The sequence below is a fragment of the Empedobacter sp. UBA5528 genome, from assembly GCF_002426075.1.
GTDB lineage: Bacteria > Bacteroidota > Bacteroidia > Flavobacteriales > Weeksellaceae > Empedobacter > Empedobacter falsenii_B.
In genome coordinates, this window is the sequence record NZ_DINY01000035.1 from 17,551 (window position 1) to 35,719 (window position 18,169).

The 18,169-nt window shown below is 30.8% G+C and carries 16 protein-coding genes; 6 read left to right on the plus strand and 10 right to left on the minus strand.

The window, feature by feature from the left end; translation table 11 throughout:
- Positions 1-9: 9 nt before the first annotated feature.
- From B4L98_RS08110 to B4L98_RS08130, 5 genes are read right to left on the minus strand one after another with little or no spacing between them, the layout of a single operon-like run.
- A complete protein-coding gene (locus tag B4L98_RS08110) occupies positions 10-1,020 on the minus strand; it encodes a vWA domain-containing protein (RefSeq protein ID WP_291077957.1) in 1,011 nt (336 codons plus the stop codon).
- A complete protein-coding gene (locus B4L98_RS08115) occupies positions 1,020-2,036 on the minus strand; it encodes a vWA domain-containing protein (RefSeq protein WP_280062594.1) in 1,017 nt (338 codons plus the stop codon). The genes B4L98_RS08110 and B4L98_RS08115 overlap by 1 nt, the downstream gene beginning before the upstream one ends.
- Before the next feature lie 2 nt (positions 2,037-2,038).
- Positions 2,039-3,004 (minus strand): BatD family protein, encoded by a 966-nt coding sequence (locus B4L98_RS08120; protein WP_291047413.1) that lies wholly within the window; start codon positions 3,002-3,004, stop codon positions 2,039-2,041.
- Positions 3,004-3,876, minus strand: coding sequence for a DUF58 domain-containing protein (locus tag B4L98_RS08125; protein ID WP_286478586.1), 873 nt, complete (start codon positions 3,874-3,876; stop codon positions 3,004-3,006). Before B4L98_RS08125 ends, B4L98_RS08120 begins: the two co-directional genes overlap by 1 nt.
- A 25-nt stretch (positions 3,877-3,901) precedes the next feature.
- On the minus strand, positions 3,902-4,903 hold the full coding sequence (locus tag B4L98_RS08130; protein ID WP_409557892.1) for an AAA family ATPase: 1,002 nt from the start codon (positions 4,901-4,903) through the stop codon (positions 3,902-3,904).
- 224 nt (positions 4,904-5,127) lie between these two features.
- Here B4L98_RS08130 and B4L98_RS08135 point away from each other — a divergent pair, with 224 nt between their 5' ends.
- Both B4L98_RS08135 and B4L98_RS08140 read left to right on the plus strand, forming a co-directional pair.
- Positions 5,128-5,733, plus strand: a complete 606-nt coding sequence (locus tag B4L98_RS08135) for a hypothetical protein (RefSeq protein WP_291077961.1) — start codon at positions 5,128-5,130, stop codon at positions 5,731-5,733.
- Between the two features lie 224 nt (positions 5,734-5,957).
- The gene (locus B4L98_RS08140) at positions 5,958-6,398 is read left to right on the plus strand and encodes a hypothetical protein (RefSeq protein WP_291077963.1); all 441 of its coding nucleotides are present in this window, start codon (positions 5,958-5,960) and stop codon (positions 6,396-6,398) included.
- Positions 6,399-6,620: 222 nt separating this feature from the next.
- On the opposite strand, the gene B4L98_RS08145 is transcribed toward B4L98_RS08140, so the two are convergent.
- The 3 genes from B4L98_RS08145 to B4L98_RS08155 form a co-directional block, all read right to left on the minus strand.
- On the minus strand, positions 6,621-8,372 hold the full coding sequence (locus B4L98_RS08145; RefSeq protein ID WP_291077965.1) for a hypothetical protein: 1,752 nt from the start codon (positions 8,370-8,372) through the stop codon (positions 6,621-6,623).
- Positions 8,373-8,384: 12 nt separating this feature from the next.
- Positions 8,385-9,536: an ATP-binding cassette domain-containing protein gene (locus B4L98_RS08150; protein ID WP_291077967.1), complete on the minus strand. Its 1,152-nt coding sequence runs from the start codon at positions 9,534-9,536 to the stop codon at positions 8,385-8,387.
- 563 nt (positions 9,537-10,099) lie between these two features.
- Positions 10,100-11,290, minus strand: coding sequence for a phosphoglycerate kinase (locus B4L98_RS08155; protein ID WP_038336191.1), 1,191 nt, complete (start codon positions 11,288-11,290; stop codon positions 10,100-10,102).
- A gap of 542 nt (positions 11,291-11,832) precedes the next feature.
- Here B4L98_RS08155 and rpiB point away from each other — a divergent pair.
- Both rpiB and asnA read left to right on the plus strand, forming a co-directional pair.
- The gene (rpiB, locus tag B4L98_RS08160) at positions 11,833-12,273 is read left to right on the plus strand and encodes a ribose 5-phosphate isomerase B (RefSeq protein ID WP_038336192.1); all 441 of its coding nucleotides are present in this window, start codon (positions 11,833-11,835) and stop codon (positions 12,271-12,273) included.
- A gap of 233 nt (positions 12,274-12,506) precedes the next feature.
- Positions 12,507-13,511 carry an aspartate--ammonia ligase gene (gene asnA / locus B4L98_RS08165; RefSeq protein ID WP_038336194.1) on the plus strand — a complete coding sequence of 335 codons (1,005 nt, stop codon included), beginning with the start codon at positions 12,507-12,509 and terminating at the stop codon, positions 13,509-13,511.
- A gap of 133 nt (positions 13,512-13,644) precedes the next feature.
- Here the strand turns inward: asnA and B4L98_RS08170 are convergent, their stop codons facing one another.
- On the minus strand, positions 13,645-14,442 hold the full coding sequence (locus tag B4L98_RS08170) for a glycosyltransferase family 25 protein (protein ID WP_291077969.1): 798 nt from the start codon (positions 14,440-14,442) through the stop codon (positions 13,645-13,647).
- 278 nt (positions 14,443-14,720) lie between these two features.
- Here B4L98_RS08170 and rnr point away from each other — a divergent pair, with 278 nt between their 5' ends.
- Complete coding sequence (rnr, locus tag B4L98_RS08175; RefSeq protein ID WP_286495668.1) at positions 14,721-16,880, plus strand: ribonuclease R; 2,160 nt, start codon at positions 14,721-14,723, stop codon at positions 16,878-16,880.
- A 41-nt stretch (positions 16,881-16,921) separates the two neighbouring features.
- Positions 16,922-17,605 (plus strand): LysE family translocator, encoded by a 684-nt coding sequence (locus B4L98_RS08180; protein WP_125349109.1) that lies wholly within the window; start codon positions 16,922-16,924, stop codon positions 17,603-17,605.
- Positions 17,606-17,758: 153 nt separating this feature from the next.
- On the opposite strand, the gene B4L98_RS08185 is transcribed toward B4L98_RS08180, so the two are convergent.
- On the minus strand, positions 17,759-18,058 hold the full coding sequence (locus B4L98_RS08185) for a hypothetical protein (RefSeq protein WP_219034088.1): 300 nt from the start codon (positions 18,056-18,058) through the stop codon (positions 17,759-17,761).
- Between the last annotated feature and the right edge of the window lie 111 nt (positions 18,059-18,169).

Sequence of the window (18,169 nt, forward strand, 5' to 3'; positions counted from 1 at the left end):
ACAAACTTACTATTTCTTTTTGTTAAAAATCTTATATTCAGATGTTAATAATTCCACAAAAAGTAAACAAACCGCAACCGCTAAAAACCACTGATAAATATGATTCATATCTCTTGTTGTAGAGTTAGCAATTTCGTTTTTATCTAATCGGGCTTTATACATTGATAATGCGGATAATGCATCTTGCGTATTATCCAAATGAATGTAAGTTCCGTTTGTATCTTGTGCTAATTCGCGAAGATTTTTATCTTCTAATTTTGTAATAACTATAGAACCTGCTTCGTCCTTTTTATAGTCTTCGGCGTAGCCATTATAATACATCGGAATTGGAGCTCCTTTATCTGTTCCAACACCAACTGATACAATATGAATTCCGTTATCTTTTGCTATTTTAGAAGCTTGATTAACTGTATTTTCGTTATCTTCTCCATCCGAAATTAACACAATTAATCTACTTGTATTCGCCGATCCTTTGAATGTTTTTGCAGCTTCCTGAATCGCATTTAAGTAATTTGTTCCTTGACTCGAAATTAACTCAGTATTAACATTTTGCAAATAACTTTCGATTGCAGCATAATCATTTGTCAATGGAGAAATTGTGTAAGCATTCGCTGCAAACGCAACCAAAGAAGCTCGATCTCCGCCTAATTGATGTAATGTTTCTGTGATTAATTTTGTTGCTTTTTCTAAACGAGAAGGAGCGACATCTTGTGCATTCATCGAACTTGATAAATCTAACAAAAAAACCATATCAATTCCTTCGCGTTTTACTTGCACATCTCGTTCACCATAAAGTGGATCCATCAATGCAATGACCATTAAAAATAAAGCCACACAAAATGCAATAATTTTGAAGCCATAACGCTTTGAAGATGTGATTGGAAAAACAAATGGAAATAATTCTTTATCTGCAAATGTTTTCTTTACACGTTCGCGCCATTGAAATACTGTTATCGATAAAAATATAACGATAAACAATAAAATCATCAACCAAATATTATGTAATTCTCCCCACTGCATTAGATTAATTCTTTAAAAACGGTTCTTCGTAAAATGGCTTCTAATACCAAAATGATGAATGCAGGCAATAAGAATCGTGCAAACAATTCGGTATAATTATAATATTTGACTTCGTTAATTTCTGTTTTTTCAAGTTTGTCAATTTCGTCATAAATGTTTTTCAAACTTTCATTGTTTGTTGCACGGAAATATAAACCTCCCGTTTTATCTGCAACTTCTTCTAACAATTTTTCGTCAATTTGTACAGGACGCATCTCAAAAACATAATCACCTAACATATCGTAACCAACAGGCATAGGTGCCATTCCGTTTGTTCCAATACCAATTGTATACACTTTTATTCCTTTCTCTGCTGCAATATCAGCGGCTTGTCTTGGCGAAACATACATTAAATCTCCAGAAGGATTTACACTTTCAACACCATCTGTAATCAAAATAACTACTTTAGATTTTGCCTTACTATTTTTGAGATGATTAACAGCTGTTGCTAAACCAACTCCAATTGCTGTTCCATCAGCCAAACTACCTGAATGTAACATTTCAATTTCTTGCGTCAAAACATCACGATCTGTTGTTAATGGAACACGTGTCAAAGCTTCTCCAGAATATTCGACCAAACCAACTCTGTCCGTTTTTCTTCCAAGTGAAAAGTCTTTTGCAACTTCTTTTAACGCAGTTAAACGATCTGGTTTCAAATCGCGCGCTAACATACTCAACGACGTATCTACAGTCAATAAAATATCAACTCCTTCGTCCGATTTTACTTTTGTTGTAACATCTACATAACGCGGACGAGCCAAGGCAACAATGCACAAAGCCATTGCGATAATTCGCATCAAAAATAAAAGTGGTTTGTACGTCGCTAACGAACTTTTTGCACCTCCAAATGCTTTGAGCGAAGGTAATTTTAAGGATGCTTTTTTCTGGCTCGTTTTGCGAATTTCTCTGAAAATAAAGAAAGGCAAAGCAAGCAATAAGAGTAAGATCCAAGGATTTTGAAACTCAAAATTTAGCATTCCTAATTGTTATTAAACTGTTTATATTTTTCTCCCGTCACTTGATCTTTTTTCAAATCTTCGTTCTCCGGAATTTCTAATGGTTTTACACGATCTACAAATTCATCTACCCAATTTCGGTGCGAAATATTTGTTGGTTCATCAAATTCTTGTTTTGCGAATTTTACCAAATCAGCATCGAACAAAAATTGTTTAAATTTCTGCACATCTTCTGGTAAAACATCTGGTTTTGTCGCAACATATTTTACCAAATCATCCGACAAAATTTCTAATGCCGAAAAGTTATAAATACGTCCTAAATATCGTCTTACAATAAATGATAATTGCGTGTAATATTCTTTTTGTTCACCACGTTTCAAATATTTCTTAGCATCCAAGGCTTTCAGACTTGCTTTCGCTTCGTCATAAGGCGTTTTGTACGAATCTTTGCCAGATAATTTCGATTTTGCGCGAACATATAATACAACCAAAACAATTCCGATAATAAATAAAATCAACGCAATAATGCCGTACAACCAATATTTATTCCAATAATCTCCAATAGAATATTCTTCTTCCATTACAGGTTTTATCGGGAAAATTGCATTTTTCGTTGTATCAACTGCAATATCTTGAATATCAATTTCAAGTTGTTTTGTTGTTAAATCTTTTCCATTTTTCTGAATGATAAATGACGGAATATTAAATTTACCTGCATCATATCCAGTCAATTCTAAATGTTGAACAATTTCAGATTTTCCATCCGTTTTTACAGTGTCAATTTTTTGACCTAAAACTTCGATGTGATGATTAATTGAATCTGAAATCGTAGGAAAAACAACTTTATCTCCTTCTTTGTAATCAATTTTCACTTCATATTGGATTGGCTCGCCAATTTTGATTGTCGTGCGATCTAATTTTGGCGTAATTTCTTGCGCAAACGAAAATTGAAGGATAAAAAAACTTACTAAAAGCAATAAATTCTTCATTAGGCTTTATGACTTTTAAAGTAGTTTAACAATGGGCGAACATAATCTTCGTCGGTACGAATACTGATTGCGCCTGAATGATTTTTTTTGAAAATAGATTGATAACGTTGATCTAAATCGCGATAATATTGCGCATATTGTTGACGCAATTTCTTCGATGAAGTATCAATCAAGCGGATTTCACCTGTTTCGTTATCTTGCACATGAACCAAACCTACATCTGGAAAAGATTGTTCTTTTTCATCATAAACTCTAATTCCAGTCACATCATGTTTTTTTGCCACGATTCGCAATGCTTTTTCATAATCAGACGAATCAATAAAATCTGAAAGAATAAAAACATTTGATTTTCGGCGAACCAAATTCATAAATGTTTCCAAAGTCGCTGCTAAATCAGTTTTCTTGCTTTTTGGCTCATACGAAACAATTTCTCTCACCAAACGCAACACATGTTGTTTTCCTTTTTTGGGTGGAATAAATTTCTCCACTTGATCCGAATATAATATCAAACCAACTTTATCATTATAGGTAATTGCCGAAAAAGCCAATGTAGCGCTCAATTCAGCAATCGTTTCCATTTTAATTTGTTTTCGTGTTCCAAAGTTTTCAGAATTCGAAACATCAACCAATAAAAACATGGTTAATTCTCGTTCTTCTTCAAAAACTTTTACATAAGGTTCGCTGTATCGAGCCGTTTTATTCCAGTCGATATTACGAACGTCATCACCGTATTGATAAGGACGAATTTCACTAAAAATCATACCTCTTCCTTTGAATGAACTGTGATATTCACCCATAAAAAGGTTGCTCGCTTTGCGCTTGCTTTTTAGCTCAATACGTTTTACACGTTTGATGATTTCTTTTGCATCCAAAGTTTAAATGATTTTGAATAGTGGTTTAAGGAACTGGAACAACATTAAGAATATTGTCGATAATTTCTTCTGGCGTAACATTTTCTGCTTCTGCTTCGTAGCTAATTCCGATACGGTGACGCAACACATCTTTTGCCATTGCACGTACATCGTCTGGAATAACATAAGCGCGTTTGCGTAAAAATGCATACACTTTAGAAGCTTGTGCCAAATTGATTGATCCACGAGGTGAAGAACCAAACGAAATCATTGGAACCAATTTTTCTAATCCAACTTTTTCTGGAAAACGAGTTGCGAAAATAATATCCAAAATATATTTTTCAATTTTTTCGTCCATATAAACTTGTTTCACCATTTCGCGCGCATCCAACAATTCTTGAATAGAAATTACTTTCTCAATTTTTGGAAAAGATTGATTAATCGAATTTCTTAAAATCAAACGTTCTGCTTCAAATTCTGGATAAGTAATAACAGTTTTCAACATAAAACGGTCAACTTGCGCTTCTGGCAAAGGATAAGTTCCTTCTTGTTCCACCGGATTTTGAGTTGCCAAAACCAAGAAAGGTTTTTTTAACGGATAGGTTTCATCACCAATTGTTACTTGACGCTCTTGCATTGCTTCTAACAAGGCAGATTGTACTTTTGCAGGCGAACGGTTAATCTCATCAGCTAAAACAAAATTGGCGAATATTGGTCCTTTTTTGATTCTAAAATCGTTTTCTTTTACATTGTAAATAAGTGTTCCCACAACATCGGCAGGTAACAAATCTGGTGTAAATTGTATACGAGAAAAAGATCCATCAACAGCATCAGATAATGTTTTAATCGCTAATGTTTTTGCTAATCCAGGAACACCTTCTAATAAAACGTGTCCATTTCCAAGTAATCCGATTAATAGACTTTCAATCATTTTTTCTTGTCCAATAATCGCTTTATTGATTTCCGATGTCAACCTTGCAATGCTTTCGCTTTTTGCTTCTATTTGTTGGTTTAGTTGTTGTATATCCAAAATTTCGTTGAAATTAATGTTTATATTATTGATTCAAATTTCATCTAAAATTAACAAATACAATTGATTTAGAAATTAAAACTTTCATACAATATTGTTAAACTTTGTTAAGACAAAAGTAGTGTACCAAACGATTTGATTATTGTTTTTAGAAAAATTTATCCAAGACTTACAAACTATTTATAAACAATAAACGTTTCTAAATAATATTTATATTTTTACTGAAATCTATTAAAACTATTATGAAAAACTATTTATTATTAATCATTATTGTATTCGGTTCTAACATTTATGCTCAAAAAGAGAAAGTAAAATCTGGTACTGTTGATTTCTTAAAAGGACAATCTAAAATGAAAGTTATTTTTGACTATTCAAATCTAAAAATTAATGCAGATAGCATTACAGAAGCAGAATATGTTAAAAAAAAGATTGTTGATCTAAATGGCAAAAATGCTGGAAATGGAGATATTTGGAATGATAAATGGACTGGTGCAAAAGAGTCTATCTGGGAACCAAAATTTATGGAGTTATTAACTAAATATGGTGCAAAATCTACTGGAATTTCATTCTCTGAAAACGCTACAGATGCTCCTTACACAATGATTGTTAAAGTTGATTGGATTTATCCAGGTTGGGATGCATTTGTAATGAAACAAGCTGCAAAAGTATCTACTACTATTTCTATTGTTGATTCTAATAATTTTGAAGATAAAAAATTTGTTGTCAATTATAAAGAAGCTCCAGGAACTCAATTCGGTAATAATTATAGTGATGAATCGAGAATTGGAGAAGGATTCGCAAAAACAGCTAAAACTTTTTCTAAAATGTTAGAGAAAAAAATAAAATAATCTTTCAAAAAAATATATCAAAATCCATTCGATAAAGAATGGATTTTTTTATTCAATAAATTTGACAATTTTGTTAAAAACTTTAATAAATCCTTTATTTCACCGCTACTTAACACTCGTTTACCTCAATATTTTTGACGTCTTTTTTTTGTGTTGCAACTTTGTTTCAAGAAAAATGAAAAGAATATAATTCTAACATTTAGTTGTAAACAAAAACATAGATTATGAAAAAAGCATTTTTATTAGCAAATATAATGATGGTTATGGCAGTTTCTGCTCAACAAAGACCACAACAAGGTGAACGATCTGGAAATAGAAAAGAGCAAAGAGAACGTCCGACTGTAGATCAACAATTGAAAAAATTTGATCAATATAATTTGAGTTCTGCTCAAAAGAAAAAAGTAAAATCGTTGTTAGAAAGTAGAGATTCTGACATGAAAAAAGAATTTGCGAACAGAGGCAAAAATACTACTCAAAAAGGAGAAAGAGGTTCTCGACCAGAAAAAGGTACAAACGATTTTGAAACTAAATTAGAGAAAATTTTAGACAAAAATCAGTTCAATCAATACAAACAAGATCGTGAAAAACGTATGAAATCTGATAAATTTAGTATGCACAAAAAACGTGATGCAAAAGGAAATAGACATTCGTCTAAATGTGCATAAAATCATAAAAAATAGGGTTAACCTACAAATTTTGATGGTTAACCTCTATTAATTTAAATTTTGAAAGAATATTTTAAAATTTGTGTGAGTTTAAAAATTATTATTGAATAGCACAATGTGTTATTTCATTTCATAAGTAAGTTTTTTTAAAGTAGTTTTTAAAATTCATTTTCATTCAATTATCAAGTGAAAAGCGAGCCGATTTAGCTCGCTTTTCTTTTTTTATTCTTCTGGCATTGCTTGCCATTTTTTGTAAAAATTGATAATGAAATAAAAACTAATTAAATATAAAATTGGATTGATGTAAAGAAAAATTTCTGCAAATTCTTGTAACATCAATAATTCTTTATTTGTTTGTCTAAACTCATAAATATTCATATGTTTATTTGCTTCATATAGCATTTCTTCACGCAAATCTGTGTAAAAACTAAGCATCACAATTCCAATAAAAATATTGGTCGCAACAAACCAATTAAGATTAACACCTGTCAAAACTTTATATTTTTTGGAACGTAAGCCAATTAGTGTAATCACTATAAATGTAATGTAAAAAACAAATAAAATAATATAAGGTGTGAATTGGGTATAACCAATACTCGCATCGATAGAAATTCCGAAAGCACTTCCTAAAATTGCCAAAATTCCTGCGCCAATTAATGAAATTAACCAAACTTTGAACGAACTAAATCTGAATGTAATAATCAAAACTGTAATGATTAAAGCAATTAATAAATAGTACTGAATATGTTCTAACCAAGTGGAACTATATTTCGAAAACTCAATATTTTCATACACTTTGTTTAAACTTGATTGGTTGATATAATCATTCAATTTTTTATCTACAGTTTGATAAGGATCAATATAATTCAATTTATGATCAATGAAATAATACGGATATTGAGGCAAATAATCAATCCACTTTTTATGTTTGAACTGATACCCAATTTCTTGCTTTTTTAATAAATCGGTATAATTATTCAATAAATTTTCAATTGCTTTTCGATCATTTTTTTGCAACAAAGCAATCCATTGTTCATCGTAAAATTGATGATTTAAAGTAGAATCTTTCGGGTTGTTAAAAGCCAAAACACTATAATTATACAAACTTGCTAAGTTGAAATACGTTTGTGGTTTTTCTGAAGCGTTTACAGGACTTGCATACGAAGCTGAATCTATACCTATTGCAACCGAATCTACAGCTGCTACATCGGGATACGCCGCTTCTTCATAAAGCTGATTTGTAGACGAATTATTCTTTTTTAGAGGTTGATATGTTTGATTAAAATTAATTTTAGAATAACTAAATCTCTCGGGAAAATAATCTCTTAATAAGGTTTCAAACTCAGGATTTCTGAAATACGGCTCCAAAAAAGGATTATACGAATCATGTGGATTTTCTCTTAAATATTCTCTCTCATTTTTTTCATACAATTCTCTTGTTTCTTTCTCCGAAACCAACGAATCAAAAGCTAGAACAGGCAAATTTCTCGAATAATTATCGTAACCAAATTCTGATCGAAGTGTAAAACCTTGTGTTCTGTTGATAATGTCGATATCTTTCAAATACTGTTCTTCACTCATATAATTTGAAACCCGAAATTTAAGACCAGTTTTGAATGAATTTGGCACATAAAACATCAAAAATATAATAAAGAAAACGGCCAGAAATTCTTTGAATAAATAATTTCTTGAGGTTGGATAATTTGATTTGAAACGATTATTTTTAATATAGAAATACAGCCAAATAACGCAAATAATGACACCAATTAATAGGTAATAAATTGCAATTCCTGAGTTGAAAAACACTTCATAAAGTCCAGTTACTTGCAGTTGAGATTTTTTAGTAAAAAATAGAAATCCGTTGATAAATGCAATCAAGTTGAAAACTAAAATCGTCAACAAAATCCAAATAAATTTTAGATTCCAAATCAGCGGATATTTTGTAATTAAAGTTTGATTTATTTTTTTGAACATAGTTGGTTAGTTTTAATTGACAAAAAAGCGACGACTTGATTTCGAAATATCTCGAATGTATTTTATCTTCAATGATGATTTTCCGATTTCGGACAGAATCATATTCATCGAAATTTCATCATCAAAATATGCGATATACGATCCTCCATTAAATTTTATTTGCTTAATTTCGATGTTAGATAAAGCTGTTAATAACTCTTCTTTTGTGTTTTCCACATCAATTTCAACAATCGTAAAATTACCTTCCAAATCATTTGTATCTCCTTGTATTTTAAGCTTTCCTTGCTCTAAAAAGAGAACTTCTGTCGATACTTTTTCAACTTCGTACAATTGTTGAGAACTCAAAATAACACCAAAAGGATTTCGGATTGATTGTGATAAAAATTTCAAATCTTCAAGAATAATTTGTTGTGCCAAAATATCTAAATTAGCCAAAGGCTCATCTAACAACAATACTTTTGGACGACGCAATAACGTTCGCGCGAGCTCGAATCGCATTTTATAACCAGACGACAATTGTCGCCATTGCAAATCCTTGTAAGGCCAAAGCCCCAAACGCGCCAACATAACATTCGCTAATAACCTATTTTCTTCGTTGTAAATATCATAACATGTCAAGGTAAATTGCAGATTTTCCATCAACGTACCATATAAAACTTCGATTCGTTGCGGCACATAAACTAATTTTGTTTTCAGCTCAAAACTAAACGGTTTTGCTTTAGAAAAATGATAAATTATTTCGCCAGAAGTTGGTTTCAATTCACCACAAATTAAACGTAATAAAGTCGTTTTTCCATTTCCATTCTCTCCAACTAATCCAACAACTTCTCGTGATTTCAAATCAAAAGTAATGGGATGGAGTTTAAAATTTCGACGATGATAAGCTTTTTCAACATTGTTGGTTGATATCAATGTTTCTTCTTTCTGAAAGGGAGGAGGAGAAGCTTGTTTTAACTTTTCCACCAATTGTAAAGCCTGCGTTATTTTATTTTCGTTCGTAGAATTTTCGGTGTAATAAAGATCCGAATAGGAGATAATCTCTTTGTAAAAAGATTTCTCACCCAAATCCAACACGCAATCAATTAATCGGCGATAGCCCAAATCAAGATCATTGTGCTGCAAATGATTTTCTACTTCGTTTAGTCGTTGGTTAAATTCATTCATAGATTGATTATTAAATCATTACGAATATAACAATCCTTTTCTATAAATAAAATGGCTAATTGTAGGGAGATTTCAGTTTCAACAATTTTTGATAAACTTTCTTAATTACTTTTTAATTCATTATTTATCAAGTTTTTATAATTAACAATTTTAACTTTATTAAATCAATTTAGTTCTAAAATCATCATTATTCACAAGTTTTAATAAAGTTTATTCATAACTTTTTAATTCATTTATATTGAATAGTTTACTATTAACAATTTGAGTAATTAATCAAGCTATAAACATTCTTTTTATAACTCAGTTGAAAAGTAGTTAATTTATTAAATAACAAGTGATTAATATTAACAATTTTAGAATCATTGAGATTCCTCCTAACGTTGGAATGGCAGAAAATTTGATGCTAAAAAAAAATGTCATTCTGAACGAAACGACAGCAAAGTGAAGAACCTAATCATTAAGATGAGAAGTTGAAATAAATTCAACTCAACAATTAAGACAAAAAAAGTCGAGCAAATGCTCGACTTAATTTTTCTACTATTTTAAGTATTTTTTTCCCTTTCTTATTTTAAAATTGCGGCAACTCCTGGTAATTCTTTACCTTCTAAAGACTCTAACATAGCTCCACCTCCTGTAGAAACGTAGCTCACTTTGTCGTCGTAACCAAATTGTTTTACGAATGCAACAGAATCTCCACCACCAACAAGTGAAAAAGCGCCGTTTGCAGTAGCTTCAGCAATTGCATCACCTAAAGCGATAGTTCCTTTTGCAAAATTTAACATTTCAAAAACACCTAAAGGACCATTCCAAAGAATTGTTTTCGAATTGTTAATTACATCTGCAAAAACTTTTGACGATTTTACACCAACATCCATTCCCATCCAACCATCTGGAATTTGATCAGAAGAAACTGTTTGAGTATTTGCATCATTACTAAAATTATCAGCAATTACATTGTCAACTGGTAAATAAACTTTTACGTTATGTTTTTCACATTCAGCCAAAATTTCTTTCGCTAAATCTAATTTATCATCTTCTACCAACGAATTTCCGATTTTTCCGCCATTTGCTTTTACAAATGTATACGTCATTCCACCACCAATAATCAAGTTATCAATAACTGGTAAAATATTGTTGATAATCGTAATTTTAGAAGATACTTTAGCACCTCCAAGTACCGCTGTTACAGGTTTTTCTCCGTCTGATAACACTTTGTTAATAGCTGTTAATTCTTGTTCCATTAACAAACCAAAACATTTATTTTCTGGAAAAAATTCGGCAATAATTGCAGTCGAAGCATGTGCGCGGTGTGCTGTTCCGAAAGCGTCATTCACATAAATATCTCCAAATTGAGCCAATGCTTTAGCAAAATCTTTATCTCCAGCTTCTTCCTCATTATGGAAACGAACATTCTCCAATAATAAAACTTGGCCTGATTTTAGATTACTAACTTTTTGTTTCGCATCATCGCCAATAACATCATTCGCAACGATCACATCAACACCAAGAATTTCTGAAACTTTTGATGCAATATGTTTTAATGAATATTTATCATTGAATTCGCCTTTAGGACGTCCCAAATGACTCATTAATACAACAGCGCCACCATCTTTCAATATTTTGTCAATCGTTGGTTTTGCAGCTCTAATACGTGTATCATCTGTCACATTTAAATTTTCGTCTTGCGGAACATTGAAGTCAACACGAATCAATGCTTTCTTGTTTTCGAAATTGTAGTCGTTGATTGTTTTCATATTTTGATTTGAAATTTTGAACTACACAAAAGTAATCAAACTTTCATTTTGAGACTTAAAATCATTCAATACAATTTTCAACTATTAACAATTCATAATAATATATATAGTTTAATTAATTTTTAAATTTTAAAAAAAGAAAAAAATGTTACTATTATTAGCACTGTTAATATGTGGATAACTAAAGTGAGATAAATTTTATTTAATAGCAATTAACAAGCTATTATTTGTAATTTTGTTTTGTAATGAAAGAGTTAGATATTCTATCAACAATTTATCATTTTGGTTGATAAACAACTTTTGTTAAAAAGAAGTTTTGTGAAAACTATTCATAACGGTGTGTAAATCTTTTATGCCAAAATGAAAACTTTTACTTGACTTGTATTGATTTATTTCTAATTGATTTTTTGAATCAGATTTCCAAATTTTTCTCTCGAAAAGTTATTAGTTTTATTCAATCATCTTTTAACAAGTTGTTACTTTTACTTAACATTTGATTTACAATTATTTAAACAAAAACAACAAAAACACCTGTTAATTAAATGAAAATTGCAATCGGAGCGGACCATGCTGGGTTCGATTATAAGGAGAAATTAGTACCCTTTTTAACAAGTCAAGGATTTGAGGTTGAGGATTTTGGTACGTTCTCAACAGCGAGTGTTGATTACCCTGATTTTGCACACCCAACGGCACAAGCTGTGGAAGATGGAAAAGCAGATTTCGGAATTTTGATTTGTGGTAGTGCGCAAGGCGTTACAATGACTGCAAATAAACACCAAGGAATTCGTGCTGCATTATGTTGGATGATGGATATTGCCAAGTTAGCTCGTCAACACAATAATGCAAATGTGTTAACTTTACCTGCACGCTTTATTGCGTATGAATATGCAGAAGAAATTGTGAATACATTTTTAGCAACAGAATTTGAAGGTGGTCGTCACCAAGGACGCGTAGATAAAATTGCTTGTTCATACAACGGATAATTTTATACATCTATTATAAGATATAAAATCGGTCAATTCGTTAGAGTTTACCGATTTTTATTTTAAAAATTAAATTTAAAACTATTATAAAGTTTAAATAGTTAAGTATAAACAATATTTTATATTTAAAATTAAATATTTTTAAACCAATTTAAGTCAATAGTATATTTATTGATTTTAGCTGTTCTACTTTTACATCAGTTAAAAAAACAAATCATTTAAAGATTAAAAAGATGAGCAGAGCATTATTACGTAGAGAACAAGCAATCTCTTTTGTAAAAGAAGAATTTTCGAAAGGATTACAAAAAGAATTAAACATTATTCCAGTTTCTGGACCATTGGTAGTTTTGGATGGAACAGGTATTAATGATGATTTGAATAGTATCGAAAGACCTGTAAAATTCCCTATAAAATCTTTGAATGATAAAAATGCGGTAGTTGTACATTCTTTGGCAAAATGGAAACGTATTCGTTTGAAAGAATTAGAAATTGAGCCAGGCGAAGGAATTATAACAGATATGCGCGCTTTGCGTCCAGACGAAGATTATTCGCCAATTCACTCTATTTATGTGGATCAATGGGATTGGGAAAAAGTAATTGTGCCGCAAGATCGCCAATTGGATTATCTTTTTTCGACAGTAAAATCGATTTATGAAGTTATTAAAAAAACGGAGCAAAATGTAGAAGCAAAATATCCACAATTGAAAGCTGTTTTACCAGAACAAATTACATTTATTTCGTCTGAAGATTTATTACAGAAATATCCAACTCTTACGCCGAAAGAAAGAGAAAATGCAATTTGTAAAGAATTTGGAGCTGTTTTTATTTACGGAATTGGAGGAGAATTGAGTAATGGAGAATTACACGATGCACGTGCTGCTGATTATGACGATTGGAGTACAGAAAACAGTGCTGGTTTTAGAGGTCTTAATGGTGATATTTTAGTTTGGAACCCTGTTTTAGAATCTGCTTTCGAGTTATCCTCGATGGGAATTCGTGTAGATAAAGAAGCTTTGACCAAACAATTAGAAATTAGAGATTTTTCGGATCGTAAAAATTTATTATTTCACTCGATGTTGTTAGATGATCAGTTAACAGAATCAATTGGAGGTGGAATTGGACAATCTCGTATGTGTATGTTTATGTTGAAATCTCGACATATTGGCGAAGTACAAGCGAGTATTTGGGACGGAAAAGTAAAAGAAAAATTAAAAGAAGAAAGCATCGAATTATTATAAATGAAAAAGCAGTTTCAAAGTCTTGAAACTGCTTTTTTTGTATTTTATATCGAAATTAACAATGTTTATAACTGTTGATAAAGGTTGTAAATTTATTTTAATTCAGTAACTTAATAAGTGTAATAATTGTTGATTAAGAAATTCTTTCATTTTTCTTCACAATAAAACTATCATAGAATTTTTTGAAACCATGATGATTAATCAAATAGAAATATTTAGGAAATAATCGATTCAATTCGTATTGAATTTGTTTTGGAAATTTAGACTTTCTTAAACTGCGATTAATCTGAATTTGCGTTTCTACTGGAGCTGGTTTAACAAGCGATGGAAGAAGGTTGTAAATTCTTAAATCAAATTCCCAAGCATGCTGCAAATCACAATCAATTGGACGTTGAATCATAGGTAGTGGCGTTTTAATTTTATTCAAAAATTTTTCTGCGGCCTTTCTTGTCCAAATGGCTGCAATTGTTGTGATTGGAATACTCGTTCCACAAGCACCAATAATGTATTTATTATTCACATCAGCAATTTTTATATGTTTTCTTTTTCCGTTAAATAGCTTCAAAACATCCCATTTATGCTTGTTAGAAAGTTCTTCATAATTAGAAAGAGCATTTTCTACAGCAGATTTAAAATCATCAACCAAAATTGCATCATCTTCTATAATCAAAGCAAAATCATTTTCAGAAGCCAAAAAAGTTTCTAGCGTTTTCACATGACTCAAATAACAACCAATTTCTCCAGGAACTAAATCGCGGTCATATTTATTTTTTATTTTATAGGTTGACGAATCCAAAGTTTTGGCATCTACAGCAGAAATTCTTTCGTAAGTAATCTCACATTTTTCGAATTCTTTTTGCATCAATTCAAGCCGATCCGTAGCTCTATCAAGGTTAATCAAGTAAGTTTGATATAATGGTTTAGTTTTCATTCAATTAATTATCAATGCAAAAATAGCTTTTTTGGCTCAATTTTCGCAATAAATCAAAACGTTACAAGTAATCTTATCCTTTCCGTAACATAGAATTGGCTGTAAAATGTTATTTTAGAAAAAGGATATATTACCTTTGCAGTGGTTATGTTGTTTATTAACATCTTATCAATAGTTATTAAAAATAATTTAATAATCAAATAATTAAGATGTTTATTTATTAACTATTTTAAAATAAATCTCGAAAAAAAAAGAAGAGATTTGACAGAAAACAAATTATGCCAAGAAGAAATTTTAAAAATACAAAGGCGAAAAAAGACAAAAACATAACAAAGTTTACGAAGTCTATCATCGAAGTTTTATTTCAAAATCCGAATAAACCTTTAAATTATAAACAAATTGCAGCAGCTTTAAACCTAACAAATCGAATTGATACAGAATTATTGATTAAGAATTTGAATGTTTTATTAGCTGACAAAAAGATTTCTGAAGTAGAAAGAGGAAAATACAAAATCAATGCAACCAATGATTATATGGTTGGGATTGCGGATTTGACTTCTTCGGGAAGCGCTTATATTATGATTGATGGTCTTGAACAAGATGTCTTTGTACAAAAAGGAAAAACGCGAAATGCCTTAATGGGCGATACGGTTCGCGTATATGTTTATCCAAAAAAACATGCCAATCAATCGAGAGCAGAAGGAGAAATTGTAGAAATTATCGAGCGTAATAAAACTGAATTTACAGGTATTTTCGAGTTAGGAAAGAACGGAAATTTTGGTTTTGTAACGATGCAAAATGGTAACCACGATTTCTTTATTCCGAAAGAGAAAATTAAAAATGCTCAACCAGGAGAAAAAGTTGTGGTTCGATTAACAAATTGGCCAGAAGGATCTAATTCACCATTTGGTGAAATCACGCAAGTTTTGGGTAGTCCAGACGATACGGATGTAGAAATTCATGCAATTTTGTTAGAATACGATTTGCCAGCACAATTTCCAGAGGAAGTTGAAGAAGAAGCAAATCAGTTGGATACTTCGATAGATGAAGCTGAAGCTGCTCGTCGTAGAGATATGCGAAATGTAACGACATTTACAATCGACCCGAAAGATGCAAAAGATTTTGATGATGCTTTATCAATACGAAAATTAGAGAATGGAAACTGGGAAATTGGTGTTCACATTGCCGATGTTACACATTATGTTCGTCCAGGTTCGTTGATCGAGCAAGAAGCATACAAGCGTGCAACTTCTGTTTATTTGGTGGATAGAGTAGTGCCAATGTTGCCAGAAGTGTTGTCGAATGTTGCGTGTTCTTTGCGTCCAAACGAAGATAAATATACGTTTTCGGGAGTTTTCGAAATGGATGATAATGCGAAGATTGTAAAAACATGGTTTGGTCGTACTGTTACACATTCGGATAGACGTTTTACATATGAAGAAGCACAAGAAATTATCGAAGGAAAAGATGGCGATTTTAAAGATGAAATCTTGACTTTAGATCGTTTAGCCAAAACAATGCGCCAAAAACGTATGAAATATGGAGCGGTTAATTTTGATAAAGTTGAAGTAAAATTCGATTTAGATCAAGCGCATAATCCACAAGGAATTTTCTTCAAAATTTCGAAAGATTCGAATAAATTGATTGAAGAATTCATGTTATTATGTAACAAAAAAGTTTCAGAATTCATTAGTTTAGATAAACATGGAAAAGAGAATGCGAACACTTATATTTATCGAGTTCACGATGATCCAAATCCAGATAAACTATTAGACTTAAAAAATTTTATTCGTCAATTTGGGTATGAATTAGAGATTGGAGATCGTAAAACAACTATCAATTCTATGAATAAGTTGTTAGCAGAAGTGAAAGGAAAACCAGAAGAAAATATGGTTGAAACTTTGGCAATGCGAACAATGGCGAAAGCAAAATATACAACAGAGAATATAGGACATTACGGTTTAGCGTTCGATTATTACACGCATTTTACATCGCCAATTCGTCGTTATCCAGATATGATGGCGCACCGATTGTTGCAAGATTATTTAGATGATAAAAAATCTCCTGCAGCAGCTGTTTACGAAGATAAAGCAAAACATTGTTCTTCTCGCGAAAAAATTGCTGCAGAAGCAGAAAGAGAGTCAATCAAATATATGCAAGTAAAATACATGGAGCAATTTGTTGGCGAAACTTTTGATGCTTTTATTACAGGTGTACAAGATTATGGAATCTTTGTTGAAATCCCAGAAACGCGTTGCGAAGGTTTGATTCGTTCTCGTGCTATGAAAGGTGATCATTTTGTTTTTGACGAAAAAAATCATGCTTTAATAGGTAAACGCACACGTGTTAAATATCAGTTAGGAAGTCCGGTTAGAATCAAAGTTTTAAATGCTGATTTAATCAAGAAGCAATTAGATTTTGAATTAGTTGATGCTTAAGTTTCATATTTTAGACTTATCTTGCAGACCTTAATTATGTTATGGAAATAATATTTTCGGCCATACTAATAGGTTTTTTGTTAAGTACAATTCTTATTGGACCTGTATTTTTCTTACTTATTGAAACCAGTTTGCGTAGAAGTTGGAAAACCGCTGTAGTCCTAGATTTAGGGGTTATTGCAGCTGATATTTTGTGTATTGCAGCAGCCTATTACGGAAGTAAAGATTTTACAGATTATGTGACCAATCATCCAAAGTTTTACCGCATTTATATCATTGCAGGTTTCTTTGTATTGATTTACGGAATTTTCATGTATTTCTCTAAACCAAAGCTACATATAGAAGGCGAAGCGGGATTTGTAAGCAACAATTATTTGAGAACGTTTATCAATGGATTTATTATGAATTTGTTGAATATCGGTGTCATTGTTTTTTGGTTTGTAATTGTCTCTTCAATTATGATTCAATATCCAAATCCAAGCGATTTTATGCTGTATATGGGCGTTGTTTTGACGACCTATTTTGTAATAGATTTGGGTAAAATATTTTTGGCAGGAAAACTTCAAAAACGTTTTACCGATCAAAAAGTATTTATGGTGCGAAAAGGAGTTGGTATTTGTCTTTTAGTCTTTGGATTAATCATTATCTTAAAAGGTTTCGGATTCTTTAAAGAAATCGATCAAAAAATAGAGAATCAGCTCATTAATCAAGAACAAACAAGTTAGAAATATAAACTCCCATCAAATTTTTTGATGGGAGTTTTTTTATTTCTACTTTATAAAAATAATCTAATTGATTATTGATATCATGAAAAATAAAATAAATAATTAAGTACAAAATAAGGTTGATAATGATGTAATAAAATATGTATTTTAGCATTAATTACAATTCATAAAACCTGTTTTTTTTATTTCTTCTATCAATTTATCAGGATTAGAAACTCTGAAAATTATTTTTGAATCATATTTAGGATTTTTATGAAGAATTTTAATTCCTTTTTCAAAAAAATCGTTAGATGGAATTATATCTATAATATCTTTTTTTAAAAGGATTATTTTAAAGAAAAACAAATAATTTATTATTAACTTATCTTCATAAATATTTATTTGAGCAAGTAAACTTGACATTCTAATAGAGCCTATTATAAGACCTCCCGATTTTGTATAAAGATTGTTCATATTTTTTTAGGTTAAATTATTGATATTGTGAGAGTGAAGTTTTGAATAAATAATTTTACAGTTAGGAATGCTCTGAAAGGCATATTTTATCGTTTTAAACTGCATATCCAA

What these genes read in the sequence shown, in the direction of transcription:
- B4L98_RS08110 (WP_291077957.1), bottom strand. Translation starts at nt 1,020, where the DNA reads ATGCAGTGGGGAGAATTACATAATATTTGGTTGATGATTTTATTGTTT.
- B4L98_RS08115 (WP_280062594.1), bottom strand. Translation starts at nt 2,036, where the DNA reads ATGCTAAATTTTGAGTTTCAAAATCCTTGGATCTTACTCTTATTGCTT.
- B4L98_RS08120 (WP_291047413.1), bottom strand. Translation starts at nt 3,004, where the DNA reads ATGAAGAATTTATTGCTTTTAGTAAGTTTTTTTATCCTTCAATTTTCG.
- B4L98_RS08135 (WP_291077961.1), top strand. Translation starts at nt 5,128, where the DNA reads ATGAAAAACTATTTATTATTAATCATTATTGTATTCGGTTCTAACATT.
- B4L98_RS08140 (WP_291077963.1), top strand. Translation starts at nt 5,958, where the DNA reads ATGAAAAAAGCATTTTTATTAGCAAATATAATGATGGTTATGGCAGTT.
- B4L98_RS08145 (WP_291077965.1), bottom strand. Translation starts at nt 8,372, where the DNA reads ATGTTCAAAAAAATAAATCAAACTTTAATTACAAAATATCCGCTGATT.
- B4L98_RS08150 (WP_291077967.1), bottom strand. Translation starts at nt 9,536, where the DNA reads ATGAATGAATTTAACCAACGACTAAACGAAGTAGAAAATCATTTGCAG.
- B4L98_RS08155 (WP_038336191.1), bottom strand. Translation starts at nt 11,290, where the DNA reads ATGAAAACAATCAACGACTACAATTTCGAAAACAAGAAAGCATTGATT.
- rpiB (WP_038336192.1), top strand. Translation starts at nt 11,833, where the DNA reads ATGAAAATTGCAATCGGAGCGGACCATGCTGGGTTCGATTATAAGGAG.
- asnA (WP_038336194.1), top strand. Translation starts at nt 12,507, where the DNA reads ATGAGCAGAGCATTATTACGTAGAGAACAAGCAATCTCTTTTGTAAAA.
- B4L98_RS08170 (WP_291077969.1), bottom strand. Translation starts at nt 14,442, where the DNA reads ATGAAAACTAAACCATTATATCAAACTTACTTGATTAACCTTGATAGA.
- rnr (WP_286495668.1), top strand. Translation starts at nt 14,721, where the DNA reads ATGCCAAGAAGAAATTTTAAAAATACAAAGGCGAAAAAAGACAAAAAC.
- B4L98_RS08180 (WP_125349109.1), top strand. Translation starts at nt 16,922, where the DNA reads ATGGAAATAATATTTTCGGCCATACTAATAGGTTTTTTGTTAAGTACA.
- B4L98_RS08185 (WP_219034088.1), bottom strand. Translation starts at nt 18,058, where the DNA reads ATGAACAATCTTTATACAAAATCGGGAGGTCTTATAATAGGCTCTATT.